The 13,211-nt window shown below is 72.4% G+C and carries 12 protein-coding genes and 1 riboswitch; of the genes, 5 read left to right on the top strand and 7 right to left on the bottom strand.

Annotated elements, in window-relative coordinates; translation table 11 throughout:
* Positions 1 to 1,919 (bottom strand): sensor histidine kinase (locus tag ACWGKT_RS15235; RefSeq protein WP_453273952.1); only part of this gene is annotated, 1,919 nt, incomplete at its 3' end.
* Between the two features lie 397 nt (positions 1,920 to 2,316).
* Positions 2,317 to 3,507 carry an MBL fold metallo-hydrolase gene (locus ACWGKT_RS15230; RefSeq protein WP_453273951.1) on the bottom strand — a complete coding sequence of 397 codons (1,191 nt, stop codon included), beginning with the start codon at positions 3,505 to 3,507 and terminating at the stop codon, positions 2,317 to 2,319.
* Between the two features lie 204 nt (positions 3,508 to 3,711).
* On the opposite strand from ACWGKT_RS15230, the gene ACWGKT_RS15225 reads away from it, so the two are divergent.
* From ACWGKT_RS15225 to ACWGKT_RS15210, 4 genes are all read left to right on the top strand, one after another.
* Positions 3,712 to 4,290, top strand: coding sequence for a carboxymuconolactone decarboxylase family protein (locus tag ACWGKT_RS15225; RefSeq protein WP_356156285.1), 579 nt, complete (start codon positions 3,712 to 3,714; stop codon positions 4,288 to 4,290).
* 85 nt (positions 4,291 to 4,375) lie between these two features.
* Positions 4,376 to 5,554 carry a Glu/Leu/Phe/Val dehydrogenase dimerization domain-containing protein gene (locus tag ACWGKT_RS15220; protein ID WP_356156282.1) on the top strand — a complete coding sequence of 393 codons (1,179 nt, stop codon included), beginning with the start codon at positions 4,376 to 4,378 and terminating at the stop codon, positions 5,552 to 5,554.
* Positions 5,555 to 5,642: 88 nt separating this feature from the next.
* A complete protein-coding gene (locus ACWGKT_RS15215; RefSeq protein WP_356156279.1) occupies positions 5,643 to 6,062 on the top strand; it encodes a hypothetical protein in 420 nt (139 codons plus the stop codon).
* A gap of 75 nt (positions 6,063 to 6,137) precedes the next feature.
* Positions 6,138 to 6,758, top strand: a complete 621-nt coding sequence (locus ACWGKT_RS15210; protein WP_453273950.1) for a TetR family transcriptional regulator C-terminal domain-containing protein — start codon at positions 6,138 to 6,140, stop codon at positions 6,756 to 6,758.
* 99 nt (positions 6,759 to 6,857) lie between these two features.
* On the opposite strand, the gene ACWGKT_RS15205 is transcribed toward ACWGKT_RS15210, so the two are convergent.
* The 3 genes from ACWGKT_RS15205 to ACWGKT_RS15195 form a co-directional block, all read right to left on the bottom strand.
* Positions 6,858 to 7,643, bottom strand: coding sequence for an SGNH/GDSL hydrolase family protein (locus ACWGKT_RS15205; protein ID WP_235459234.1), 786 nt, complete (start codon positions 7,641 to 7,643; stop codon positions 6,858 to 6,860).
* Positions 7,644 to 7,898: 255 nt separating this feature from the next.
* Complete coding sequence (locus tag ACWGKT_RS15200; RefSeq protein ID WP_453273949.1) at positions 7,899 to 8,855, bottom strand: M23 family metallopeptidase; 957 nt, start codon at positions 8,853 to 8,855, stop codon at positions 7,899 to 7,901.
* A gap of 4 nt (positions 8,856 to 8,859) precedes the next feature.
* A riboswitch (cyclic di-AMP (ydaO/yuaA leader) is annotated at positions 8,860 to 9,017 on the bottom strand.
* A gap of 306 nt (positions 9,018 to 9,323) precedes the next feature.
* Positions 9,324 to 11,396: an alpha-galactosidase gene (locus ACWGKT_RS15195; protein ID WP_453274026.1), complete on the bottom strand. Its 2,073-nt coding sequence runs from the start codon at positions 11,394 to 11,396 to the stop codon at positions 9,324 to 9,326.
* Between the two features lie 173 nt (positions 11,397 to 11,569).
* Here ACWGKT_RS15195 and ACWGKT_RS15190 point away from each other — a divergent pair, with 173 nt between their 5' ends.
* Positions 11,570 to 12,367 (top strand): tyrosine-protein phosphatase, encoded by a 798-nt coding sequence (locus ACWGKT_RS15190; protein WP_453273948.1) that lies wholly within the window; start codon positions 11,570 to 11,572, stop codon positions 12,365 to 12,367.
* Between the two features lie 45 nt (positions 12,368 to 12,412).
* Here the strand turns inward: ACWGKT_RS15190 and ACWGKT_RS15185 are convergent, their stop codons facing one another.
* Together ACWGKT_RS15185 and ACWGKT_RS15180 are read right to left on the bottom strand one after the other, a co-directional pair.
* A complete protein-coding gene (locus ACWGKT_RS15185) occupies positions 12,413 to 12,535 on the bottom strand; it encodes a DUF6126 family protein (RefSeq protein WP_356156268.1) in 123 nt (40 codons plus the stop codon).
* The gene (locus ACWGKT_RS15180; RefSeq protein WP_356156266.1) at positions 12,532 to 13,143 is read right to left on the bottom strand and encodes a helix-turn-helix domain-containing protein; all 612 of its coding nucleotides are present in this window, start codon (positions 13,141 to 13,143) and stop codon (positions 12,532 to 12,534) included. Before ACWGKT_RS15180 ends, ACWGKT_RS15185 begins: the two co-directional genes overlap by 4 nt.
* Between the last annotated feature and the right edge of the window lie 68 nt (positions 13,144 to 13,211).

Here is a 13,211-nt window from a genome sequence, read left to right as displayed (position 1 = left end):
AGGGACCCAGCAGGTCCGCCCTCAGAGCCGACGAACCCGCCCTGCGAACCAACGGCCCCACCCACGGAACCGGCAGATCCACCCAGCGAACCGGCCGACCCGCCCAAGGAACCGGCCGACCCGCCGTGAGAGCCAACCGACCCACCCAGGGGCCCAGTTGGTGCCCCTGGTGATCCGGGCGGTCCGCCCGGGGAGCTGACGGGTCCGCCCCGGAAACCACCGGCCCCGCCCGGGGAGTCGGCGAGTGCGCCATGACCCCCGGCGCTTCCGGCATGGCCCCCGCTGGGTACGCCATGCACCCCGGCGCGTGGGCCGTGAACCCCAGCAGATCCGCCGTGGCCCTCGGCAGATCCACCCTTGCCTCCGGCAGATCCGGCATGACCCCCGGCACGGCCGGCGTGGCCCCCGGCAGGTCCACCGTGGCCCCCGGCAGGGCCGCCCAGTAGCGCGGTCACTCCCCCCAGGGTTCCGGTCGTCGGCCCGCCCAGCGGGTCCGTCGGATGCCCCTCCGGGATCTCGTCGCCGGGGAGGCCGCGGCGGGGGCCGGCGGCGCCGCCATCGCCCTGGCCCGCGAGTGGAGTTGTGTCCGCGGCCCCTCCCAGGGCGACGGGGCCCCCGCCGCGCCGCGGAGGCAGCTGCGCCGACGGCACCCCGGGCAGATGCCCCGCGCCCGCACCGTCCCGCGGCTGCGGCACGACTCCGGGCGCACCCGGTGTCGTACCCAACAGCCCCTGCGGGACCACGAGTACGGCCTGCACACCGCCGTAGATGTTGGTCTGCAGGCGGACGTGAATGCCGTGCCGCCGGGCGAGTTGGGAGACGACGAACAGGCCGATGCGGCCGTCGGCCAGCAGGCTGGCGACGTTGACCTGGTCGGGGTCGGCGAGCAGGGTGTTCATCCTGGCCTGTTCGGCGACCGGCATGCCGAGGCCGCGATCCTCCACCTCGACGGCCAGCCCGGACGTGACGAGGTTGGCGCGGAGCAGCACCTGCGTGTGCGGGGCGGAGAACACCGTGGCGTTCTCGACGAGTTCGGCCAGCAGATGGATGACGTCGGCGACGGCATGCCCGCGCAGCTCGCCGTCGATCGGCGGTACGAGCTTGACCCGGGAGTACTGCTCGACCTCGGCGATGGCCGAGCGCAGCACCTCGGTCATGGACACGGGGTTGCTCCACTGCCGCCGGGAGACCGCGCCGCCGAGCACCGCGAGGTTCTCGGCGTGCCGCCGGATCCGGGTGGCGAGGTGGTCGACGTGGAAGAGGCCCTTGAGCAGGTCGGGGTCCTCGATCTCGTTCTCCAACTCGTCGAGGATCGAGATCTCCCGGTGCACCAGGGACTGCAGCCGCCGCGCGAGGTTGACGAACACCTCCAGCTTCTGCTCGCTGCCGGCCTGGCTGGAGAGCTGGGCGGCCTGCACGACGGCGGTGACGGCGCCGTCGTGCGCGCGGGCGAGATCCGCGGCGAGCAGCTCGAACTCGTCCGCGTCCGCGGGCGGTCCGCCGCGTGGTTTGCGCTGCGGCGCGCCCTCGCCCCGGCGCAGCGTCTCCACCAGGGACCGCAGGTCGGCCTCGCCGCGCGCGGCGCTGCGCCGCAGGGCGCCGACCCGTTCGCTCACCGACTGGGCGGCCCGGCCCGCGGCCACGGCGGCGATCACGATGCCCACGCCGGTCACCGAGATCGCCCCGGCGAGCACGGCCCAGAGGGTGAGGCCGGGCCGCGCTCCGGTGGAGCGGACGGTGAACAGGACCGCCGCGCTGGCGCTGAGGGCGACCGCGACGGGCGGCAGCACGGCGAGGCGCAGGAGTTGGGGCCGTATGTGCGTCTCGGGCAGTGCGGGAACGGGGCGGGCGACCGGTCGCCCGTGCCGGCCGCCCTCACGGCGGTCGGCGCGTGCGGCCGGTGCACGGAGGTGAGACATCGGTGTCCTCGTACTGGTCCGTCGGGCCTGATTCCTCGCGGTGCGCGAGGTGGGCATGCGCCATCGCGATGTCGGTCGAGGCAGCCGACGAAATTCGGCCCTGCGTCGCCCGACGGACACTCACAGTAGTCGCCTGTGCATCACGTGCGGTGGGCAGTTGACAAAGTCCCCCGGCCGACGTCCCGCTCTGGTATGAGGCCTCGCACGACAGACCGATAACCCTGTCGTTGTGGGGAGTTGAAGTGGCTCGATTCGATCCGGCCTGATCGAAATCGCTCCGGGCGGTCGCACACGCGTCGCCACCCACACAAGGAGGACGGCTCCTGGAACCCGGAGCCGGGCCGCGAGCGCGCCGAGGGGTCTCCGTGCCCCGTGTCAGCGCTCTCCGTGCCCCGTGTCAGCGCTCGCCGGCGAGGTCGAGGTCCATGGGGGCGGGTGCCACGGTGTCCGTCGGACGTGAGCCGCCCCACGTCTGGGGAACGGGCCCGGACACGACGCGCCACCAGGGGTCGGACGGGAGCTTGCCGCCGGGCTCGAAGGGCTCGCCGGGCCGGGGGAAGGCCACGGCCTGTCCGGCCCCCTCGGCGGCGTCCCTCGTCCACTCGCCGGGCTCGGCCCACGCGTGCGTGGCGAGGTTGAAGGTGCCCCAGTGGATCGGCAGCAGCACACCGTGCGGGTCGCCGCCCTGGAGGTCGAGGTGGGCCCGCAGGGCCTCCTCGGGGGTCATGTGGATGTCGGGCCAGAACTCGCTGTAGGCGCCGAGCTGGATCATCGTGGCGTCGAACGGACCGTGCTCGGCGCCTATGTCCTTGAAGCCCTCGAAGTATCCGGTGTCACCGCTGTGGTAGATCCGGTGCGACTCCCCGGCGACGACCCAGGAGGCCCAGAGCGTGTGCTGGGTGTTGCGCAGACCGCGGCCGCAGAAGTGGCGGGCCGGGGTCGCGGTCAGGGTGAGCCCGCCGACCTCGGTGGCCTCGTGCCAGTCCAGCTCGCGCAGCCGGTCGGCCGAAACGCCCCAGTGCTCCAGGTGGGCGCCGACGCCCAGGGGCACGGCGAACAGGGTGTCCGTGCCGGCCAGCGCCTTGATGGTGGGCAGGTCCAGATGGTCGTAGTGATCGTGCGAGATGACCACGACGTCGACCGGGCCGAGCGCGGCGAGCGGCAGCGGCGCCGGGTGCAGCCGCTTGGGCCCGGCGAACGGGAACGGGGAGCAGCGCTCGCCCCAGACGGGGTCGAAGAGCACCCGCTGCCCGTCGATCTCCGCGAGCACGCTGGAGTGTCCCATCCAGGTGAGCCGAAGACCGGTGGCGGGCGGCTTCGCGAGGTCGGCCAGGGCGGTGGGGTGCACCGGGACGGTGCCCTTCGGGGAGCGCAGCGGCCGCTCGTCCTTGTCGAAGTACACCTTGGCGAAGTCCAGCATCGAACCGGAGGGCCGGGTCCGCGCGGGGCCTCCGGGGTTCTGGAAGACACCGTCCTTGAAGTGGGGCGACCTGCGGATGCGCGCGAGTCGCTCACCGCCCGGGTCCACGCCGAAGGCAGCGGGCCGCAGCGAGCGGAGCCCGGAGCTCAGGGAACGCAAACCGGTCACGGGACCTCCAAGTGATGTCGCTGAGGTCATCCATTATGGAGGGCCCCTCCGACAACCCGGCGTGCCCCTGGTCACGGCCAGTTTCCGGAGCGCTCCTGGAAACGGCGGCGCCCGGATGTCACATCCGCGCGGCCCTCGGCCGTCGTACCGGCGAAGGCACCCGCACGGAGGTGCCCCCGTGACCCGATTCCAGGAGGTGGCCCCATGGCCCGCGTCTCCCTCACCCCTCCCCGCACCCTCGTCCTCCGGCTCACCGAGTGGTACTCCCGGCGCGCCTACGGCAAGACCCTCGACCCGGTCCGGGCGCTCGCGCACAACCCGCGCGTCCTGTGGAGCGATCTGCGGTTCGAGCAGTCCGTGGCGAAGTGGAACCGTCTGGACCCCGACCTGAAGGGTCTCGCGGAGATGGCGACGGCCGCGGCGATCGGCTGCTCGTGGTGCATGGACTTCGGCTACTGGGCCGGCCGGGAGCGCGGCACGGCGCCCGAGAAGGTGCACGACGTTCCCGTGTGGCGGGACAGTGACGCGTACACGCCCCTGGAGCGGGACGTCATGGCGTACGCCGAGGCGATGACGGCCACCCCGCCCACCGTCGACGACGAGCTCGTGGACCGGCTGCGCGAGCGGCTGGGCGAGCCGGCCCTGGTGGAGCTGACGGCGATGGTGGCGGTGGAGAACCTGCGCTCGCGGATCAACTCCTCGCTCGGCCTGACCAGCCAGGGCTTCAAGGACTCGTGCGAGGTCCCGGCGTCACGGAGCGGCGACCGGACGTCGGCGCAGTAGCCGGAAAGGGGGCGGCCGGAGGCGATATACTGAACCCTCGTTCAGTAACTACCGCCCGGTGGAGCGTCCGCGAGGAGACAGACCCATGACCGCCCCCTTGATGTCCCTCGTCTGGACCGACCACGTCACCGGCCGCCAGGGCTTCCTCGTCGTCGACCGGCTGGTGCGGGGCGTGGCCAGCGGCGGTCTGCGGATGCGGCCCGGCTGCACCCTGGACGAGGTCGCCGGGCTCGCCCGCGGCATGACCATGAAGGAAGCCCTGCACTACGACCCCGAGGCCCGCTATGTGCCCCTGGGCGGGGCCAAGGGCGGCATCGACTGCGATCCCCGGGCCCCCGAGGCGTACGGGCTCCTGGTGCGCTATCTGCGCGCCATGCGCCCGTACATCGAGAGCTTCTGGACCACCGGCGAGGACCTCGGCCTGACCCAGGACCTGGTCGACCGCGCCGCCGCCGAGGCGGGGCTCGTGTCGTCGATCCAGGCCGTGTACCCGTTGCTCGACGACGAGGCGACCGCGCGGCGGAGGCTCGCGGACGCCTTCGCCGTCGAGGTGGACGGCATCGGTCTCGACGAGCTGGTCGGCGGCTGCGGGGTCGCCGAGTCGGCGCTGGCGGCCCTGGACCGGGCCGGAGTGCCGCACACGGGGACGCGGGTGGCCGTGCAGGGCCTGGGCACCATGGGCGGCGCCACGGCGCGCTTCCTGGCGCGCGCGGGCCTGCGGATCGTGGCCGTCGCCGACGTCAAGGGCACCGTCGCCAATCCGGCTGGCCTCGACGTCGAGGCCCTGCTGGCGGCGCGGGACGCGTACGGCACGGTGGACCGCGCCGCGCTGCGACCGGGCGACCGCGAACTGCCCGGCGACGCCTGGCTGTCCGTCGAGGCCGAGGTGTTGGTGCCCGCCGCGGTGTCGTACGCCGTCGGCATCGCCGAGCAGGAGCGGATCACGGCTCGCTGGATCGTCGAGGCGGCCAACATGCCGGTGCTCCCGGCCGCGGAGGATCTGCTGGCCGCGCGCGGGGTGACCGTGCTGCCGGACGTGGTGGTCAACTCCGGGACGAACGCCTGGTGGTGGTGGACGCTGTTCGGGGACATCGGCCCGGACGCGGACGAGGCGTTCGCGCACACCCGGCGCTCGATGCGCGCACTCGTCGACCGCATGCTGGCCCGCGCGGAGGCCGACGGCACGACACCGCGCGCGGCCGCCCACGCGATCGTCGCCGACCGGCTGCCGGTGATCGCTGAGCGCTTCGGCTGGTACCGCTGACCTCATACCCGGGCGGGAATTGAGGCGGGGGCGCGGCGGCAGCAGAGTCGTGGGCACACCCACCCGTGCGTCGCGAGGAGAGCCCGCCATGCCCGCCATCGACCCGCAGTCTCTGATCGAGCGCTACATCGGCCTCTGGAACGAGCCGGACCCCGAGTCCCGCCGCAAGGCCGTGCACGCCCTGTGGGCTGAGGACGGGCGGCACGTCCTGCTGCCGCCCCGCACGATGCACGACGAGGCCGTCGGCCTCGGCTTCGCCACCGCCGTCCTGGAGGCCCGGGGCCACGAGGAGCTGTACGCGCGCGTGGCGCGTGCGTACGAGGAGTTCGTGGCGCCGGGGACGTACGTCTTCCGCGTCCCGGAGGCGCCCCGGCTGCTGCGGGACGTCGTCACCTTCCGCTGGGAGTCCTTCCACCGGGAGGAGGGCCGGGCGACCGGGGGCGGCCTGGAGTTCCTGGTCCTGGACGAGGACGGGCGCATCGCGCGCGACTACCAGTTCGTGGACTGACCGGGGACGGGCGCCGGTCCCGGCGCAGGGGGCCGACCGCGAGGCGGCGCCCGCGCCAGGGATTAGGGTGACCGCGTGGCGAGAGTGCGGTTGAGCGTGGCGGAGCGGCGGGAGGAACTGCTGCGGGCGGCCATCGGGCAGATCGAGGCGCGGGGCGTGGCGGCGGTGAGGATCGCCGACGTGGCCTCGGCGCTCGGTGTGAGCAACGCGCTGGTGCTCTATCACTTCTCCTCGAAGGAGAAGCTGGTCGCCGCCGCGTTCGCCTACGCGGCCGAGGGCGATCTCGCCCATCTGCGCAAGCTGCTGGGCCGCCGGACGACCGCGCTGCGCCGGCTGCGGTCCGCCGTCCGCTGGTACGCGCCCACCGGCCAGGCCAAGGGCTGGCGGCTGTGGATCGAGGGCTGGGCGGTGGCGCTGCGCGAGCCCGCGCTGCGGGAGGTCACCCGGGGCCTCGACAAGCAGTGGAAGGCGGCGATCGCCGAGGTCATCGCGGAGGGCGTGGCGGCGGGCGAGTTCCGGTGCCCGGATCCGACCGGGACCGCCCTGCGGCTGACCGCCCTGCTCGACGGGCTCGCCGTGCAGCTCACGTCCTACTCGGGCGCGGTGCCGCGCTCACGGGCGCAGGCCTGGGTCGACGAGGCCCTCGCCCGGGAACTGGGCCTGGAACAAGAGGCGTTGCCGGCCCAGGAGCGTTGAGCGATCACCGCGGGGCGCATGCCCCTTGCCGGACCGCGGGACGTGCGGCGCTCCTCGCGGGGCGCCGCCGCCACGTCGTGAACCGTCCGGCGGCGGCGCTCAGGCCACCGCGGAGATCCGCATCTTGATGTCGTCCGGGGACAGTTCGCCCTTGGCCGTCACATGGTCCCCCGAGGACTCGCCGCGCAGCCGCCTCCCGATCCACGGGACGAGGTACTCGCGGGCCCAGTGGACGTCGTCGCGACGGTCGTCCAGGGTGCCGCGCGGCGGGAGCGGCGGCCAGGGCTGGTCCGGGTCGGCCGGAACCTTCAGGCCGAGGACCTGACCGGCGCGCAGGGCCACGCGGGTGTGGCCCTCGGGCGACAGGTGCAGCCGGTCGCCGTCCCACGCGCGACGGTCCTGAACGGTCTTCAGGGACCACAGGTCGAGCACGGGGCAGTCGTACCGGTCGGCGATGGCCCGGACGTGCCCGTTGTACGTGGCGATCTTGCCGCGCAGGTGCCTGAGGACGGGTACGCCCCGGGTGTCGAAGCCGGTGGTCACCATGACCGTCCCGGCGACGGCGGTCAGTTGCGAGACCGCGCGCTCGAAGCGCTCGGCCACCTCGTCCGGGTCGGTGCCGGGCCGGATGATGTCGTTGCCGCCCGCGCAGAAGGACACCAGGTCCGGCGCGAGTTCGACGGCCTGCGCGACCTGGTCCGCCACGATCTGGTCGAGCAGCTTCCCGCGCACCGCGAGATTGGTGTATTTGAAGTCGCCCTCCGGGCGTCGGTCCGCGAGCAGAACCGCGAACCTGTCCGCCCAGCCGACGAATGCCCCGTCGGGGCCGGGGTCGCCGACGCCCTCGGTGAAGCTGTCCCCCACCGCCACGTACGACCCGATCACTGATCTGTTGTCACTCTTCGAATCGTCTGCCACATCGGCCCATGATTCCCCTTCGGATGTGACCTACGCGATCGTAGGAAGGGGTTGACGAACGGTGAGATAAGACACCCTTAAAGAGTTTGCCAATGGGGGAATAGGTGGTCCCGCAGGCCTGTTGAAGCCCCGAAACACCTTGAAGTCCTGGCCCGGGAGACACCGAAGGCCGGACCCGGGGGGATCGAGGTCCGGCCTTCGGCTGCGTAGGCGCGCCGCGTGTCAGGCGACGGCGACGCCGTGCGCGCGAAGGTAGCTGACGGGGTCCACGTCCGAGCCGTAGTTCGGCGTGGTGCGGATTTCGAAGTGCAGGTGCGGGCCGGTCACGTTGCCGGTCGCGCCGGACAGCCCCACCTGCTGGCCCGGGGCCACGGCCTGGCCCGCCGTGACGGAGAGCTGGGACAGGTGGGCGTACTGGGCGTAGTAGCCGTCGGCGAGCCGGATCACGACCTGGTTGCCGTAGGCGCCGCCCCAGCCCGCGGAGACGACCGTGCCCGTGCCCACGGCCTTGACCGGGGTGCCGGTCGGGACGACGAAGTCGACGCCGGTGTGGTAGCCGCTGGACCACATGCTGCCCGCGACGTGGTAGGAGGTGCCGATGGTGGCGCCCTGGACCGGCAGGGTGAAGCCGGTGGAGACCGTGGTCACGGTGTTCGCCGCGGTGTCGGCCGACGTGCCGGCGGCCGGGGCGCTCTGCCCGGACGCGTCCGACACGGCCGACGGCTCGGCGGCCGGGGCCGAGGGAGCGGCGGGAGCGTAGGAGGGCGCCTGCGCACGGGACGGCTGGGTGAAGGCCGCGGCCTTCTTGCCGAGGAGGAGCTTCAGGCCGGGGTGGATGAGCGAGGGGTTGCCGCCGACGGCCTGGTGGTTGTCCCGGTAGAGCCGGTGCCAGCCGCCGCGCACCTGGTGTTCGTCGGCGATCTTCGCGAGGCAGTCGCCGGACTTCACGGTGTACGTACGCGTTCCCGCATGCGCTTTCGCGGCCTTCTTCGCGACGGTCGGAACCGACTGGACGGCCTTTTCCGCGACGGACTGGGCGGCCGACTGCGCGGTGGTCGCGTGGGCGCCGGTGGCACCCAGGAGCGGCAGCGCCAGCGCGGCGCCACCGGTACCGGCGACGGCTATCGACCGGCTGAACCGCGGGGTCTTGGGGCGGCGGTGCTTACCCTTCGCGGGCATGGCGCATTCCTCTCCGACGCCTGCGAGGTGAGCTGTCGGGTTCGGGCTGGAGCTGCCCGGCCGCGTGAGGCGCGGCTTCACCCCTAGGCGTCCCGGAGACCGGAACAGGCCGTCGTGCCTGGTGGGTCCCCCGCTCCTGCCGTGCACGGGTGAGTGTGTGCGGGGCTCCGGGCGGCGGCAGGATTCGGCGTTCCGACCGGATTGGTGGCGAACGTAAGCGAGCAAGATGCGAACGGACAAGCAGAAGGTTCCTTGTGTCCGGCTTTAGCTTGATCCGTTACGGGAATTCCCGGTCACCCTCCGTGCATTTCCGCCCGGTTCGCCCCGTCAAATCCCTGGAAAAGCCCGCGAATTACGTGAGCATGACGCGCGACGGACGGTCACCGTATGACGCTCCTCACGCACCGCCCTGCAGGCCCCTTCATTCCAGAGCGAGTTGGAATGAAGAGGTCGATTGGGACATAAGCCTCAAATACGACGGAGGCGGAAGACGGCCGCGTCGAAATCGCCCCGCAGGCCGGTGCGCAGACCGTGGTGCAGCAGGATCGCCCCGCGGTGCATTTCACCCGTTTCGCGGCATTCGTACGACGCCGTCGGGTCGAGGCCGCGCAGCCGCAGCGCCGGGACCGGCTCACCGTAGGACTGGGCCTGGAGGCAGGCGAGTACGACCGCCTCGTCCCCGAGCACGTACTGCACCGCGCTCAGCCCGCCCTCCGGGGGCCGCAGCCGGTACAGCTCGCCGCGCTGCACGACCGGACGGATCTCCTTGTAGAGCTCCACCCATTCCCCGGCCTCGGTGAGCTCCTCCTCACTCCACTCCGCGAGGTCGCCGCCCACTCCGAGGACTCCGGCCATGGAGCTCACGAACCGGAAGCGCAGGGAGCTGAACCGGCCGTTGAGCTGGGTGTTCGGGCTGTCGGTGACCCAGGCGGCCATGACCCGCGCGGGGTGGATCTGAGTGAAGCCGTGCTGGATGACGAGCCGGTCGAGCGGGTCGGTGTTGTCGGAGGTCCACACCTGGTCGGTGCGGCTCATGACACCGAGGTCGATCCGGCCGCCGCCGCCCGAGCAGGACTCGAAGGCGACGCCCGGGTGGGCCGCCCGCAGCCGGTCCAACAGGGCGTAGAACGCGCGCACATGATCGACCCACAGCCGCTGCGGATAGGGTTCGCCGGGCCAGCCGGCGTCGGTGAAGCAGCGGTTGAAGTCCCACTTCACATAGCCGATGGGGGCGCTGGACAGGAGCGCGTCGAGCTGCTCCCAGAGGTACTCCTGGACGTCCTCGCGGGCCAGGTTGAGTACCAGCTGGTTGCGGAGTTCTGTCCGCTTTCGTCCCGATTGGTACTGCACCCAGTCCGGGTGCGCGCGGTACAGGTCGCTGTCCGGGTTGATCATCTCGGGCTCGACCCAGATGCCGAACTGCATCCCGAGGGCGTGCACGGAGTCGGCGAGCGGCTTGAGGCCGTTCGGGAAGCGGTCCGGGTTGGGCGTCCAGTCGCCGAGCCCCGCGCGGTCGCTGGTGCGGGCGCCGAACCAGCCGTCGTCGACCACGAACAGCTCGACGCCGATCGCCGCCGCGCGCCGCGCCAGCGCCGACTGCTGGTCCTCGGAGATGTCGAAGTTCGTGGCCTCCCAGGAGTTGAACAGCACCGGCCGGTCCCGGTCGGCGTCCGGGATGATGTGCGCCCGCTGGTAGGCGTGCCAGGTGCGGCTCGCGCCGCCGAAGCCGCCGTCGCTCCACAGGCCGGCGAAGACCGGGCTGGTGTACGACTCCCCCGCCTCCAGCATCAGCAGGCCGGACTCGTCGTAGCCGGCGCCGCCGGTGATCTGCACGCGCGCGTCCGGGAGTTGGGCGACGGCGATACGCCAGGAGCCGGACCAGCCCAGCGCGCAGCCGTAGACCTCGCCGCGCTCCTCGGTGGCGTCGGTGTCGAGCGCGACCCAGGGCAGGTGCTGGTGGCCGGTGTGTCCGCGGCGGCTGCCGATGACCTTCTCGCCGTGGGTGAGCGGGGCGCTGGTGAGCCGGGACTCGGCGGCCCAGCGCCCGTGCAGCTGGGACAACCGCCAGCCCTCCCGGTCGGGCAGGGTCCAGGTGGCCGCGTCGGCGCGGAGCAGCTCCACGCGCGCGGGTCCCTCGTTGTCCAGGGTCACCCAGCGCTCCACCACGTCGCCGCGCATCCGGTAGTGCAGCGTGATGGCCAGCCCGGCGTCCCGGAAGCGCAGCCGCAGCTCGTCGCCCTCGACCTCGTGGCCCGCGAAGGTCCACTCGGTGCCGCGCCGCTCCTCGGTGCGCACGGACAGGGCGGGCCTGACGAAGCGGGGGCCGCCCTCGACCGGGTACTCCTCGCGTCCGTCGAGGGGGGTCTCGAATGGCCAGTAGCCCGGCAGCGGGCGCACGGCCAGGGCCTCGGCGTCGGCCAGGGCGATGCCCGGGCCCCAGTGGAGGTGGAGCAGCTCGTCCGCCTCCGTGAGATGGAGCGCGTAACTGCTGCTCGGCCCAGAGAGGAGCCAGGTCCGTTCGTTCTCGGCGATGTCCACCATCACGCCCTCACAAGTGCCAACAGATTCGCTCAAGCACGAACATCATCGAGGGCGAAGTGCCTCGGGGGCAACGCCTGTGGACAACTCAGTGCCCGAGGAAACCGATGTCGTATCGTCGACAGCGTGCCCCGTCGGCGAATCGCGCCGCCGGGGACCGTGTGAGAGGAGCCCCCGTGACGCAGCAGGTCCCGTCGACCGAGCCCCAGCTGGCCGGTGTGCGCAACTTCCGTGACGTGGGCGGGCTGCCGACCGTGGACGGGCGCCGGGTGCGCGCCGGGGTGCTGTTCCGCAGCGGCCATCTCGCGCACGCGACCGATCAGGACGCGGCGTTCCTCGCCGCCCTCGGCCTGCACACGATCTTCGACTTCCGCAACGCGGCCGACCAGCGGCTGGAAGGCCCGGACGTGTCGCTGCCGGGCGTGCGCAATGTGAACCTGCCGCTGAGCGACCCGGCGGACGGCGCCGAGTTCTGGAAGATGGTCCGTGAGGGCGACCTCGACCAGCTGCGCGAGATCCTCGACGACGGCAAGGCGGCGGCCCGGATGGTCGCCTCGTACCGGATGATCGTCAAGGAGCGCACCGCCGAGCACTCGCGGGTGCTGCACGCGATCGCCGAGGACAGCGTGCCCGCGCTGATGCACTGCGCGGCGGGCAAGGACCGCGCGGGCATCTCCATAGCCGTGACACTCCTCGCCGTGGGCGTGGAGCGCGAGGCGATCGTCACGGACTACCTGGAGTCCAACGCCAAGCACCGGCGCTACAAGGTCCGGCGCAACGGCAGCCCGGAGACCGCGTACACGCCCGAGGTGATGGAGCTGCTCAGCCCGCTCTTCGACGCGCGCGCCGAGTATCTGCAGGCGGCGTTCGACAGTATCGAGGAGACCTGGAGCGGCACGGGGGCCTACCTCACGCAGGGTCTGGGGCTCGCCCCGGAGACCCTGGAGCGGCTGCGCGAGCGCCTGCTCGACTGAGACCGCCGGGTGCCGGGCGGCCTCGCCGCCCGGTGGTCAGCCCGGTCAGCCCTTGGCGCCGACCGCGAACAGCAGATAGAGGAACGCCGCGAAGACGTGCCCGACGGCGATGTAGATGATGAGACGGACCCACAGGGCGCGTGGGAACTTGTCCTCGAAGTTGCTCATGGCAGTTCTCCGGTCAGGGGGCCCAGGCACAGTGTGGCCGTGGGACTCTGCAGCAGGGTGTGGACGAACAGCAGCTCCACGCCGTCGTGTTCCTCGGCGGCGAGGCGGTGCGGGGTGAGCGAGTCGAAGTGCGCGCTGTCGCCGGGCGCGAGCAGGTGCGTGGTGTCGCCGAGGCGCAGCCTGAGCCGTCCGGTGAGGACGTGGAGCCACTCCTCGCCGGGGTGCACGCGCACGATGTCACCCTGGGTGCCGTACGGCACCCGGACGCGTAGCGCCTGCATGGCCCGCCCGGAGGCGCCGGCCTGGAAGTACGTCCAGCCACCCGCCCGGGTCGGTTCCATGTCGGCGGCGCGCACCACGGCGTCCCGGTCGGCGACCGTCTCGCCCAGCAATTCGGAGACCGTCGTACCGTAGATACGGGCGAGCGCGAGCAGCATCGGCAGCGAGGGCTGGCGCTGCCCGGTCTCCAGCCGGGACAGATGGGCCGGCGAGAGACCGGCGGACCGGGCCGCGGCCTCCAGGGTCAGGCCGGTGCGCCGACGCAGGGCGCGCAGCTGGGGAGCGACGGCGGGAAGGTCGCCGCCGGACACCGGCTCGGATTCGTTCATGTCTCCATTGAGCCGAATTTTTGCCTCTGCGGCAAATTTCTTGCCTCAGAGGCAAAAGCCCGGAGAGT

The sequence above is a fragment of the Streptomyces sp. NPDC054794 genome (genome assembly GCF_053611585.1).
This window is presented reverse-complemented; position numbering and strand designations above follow the sequence as displayed.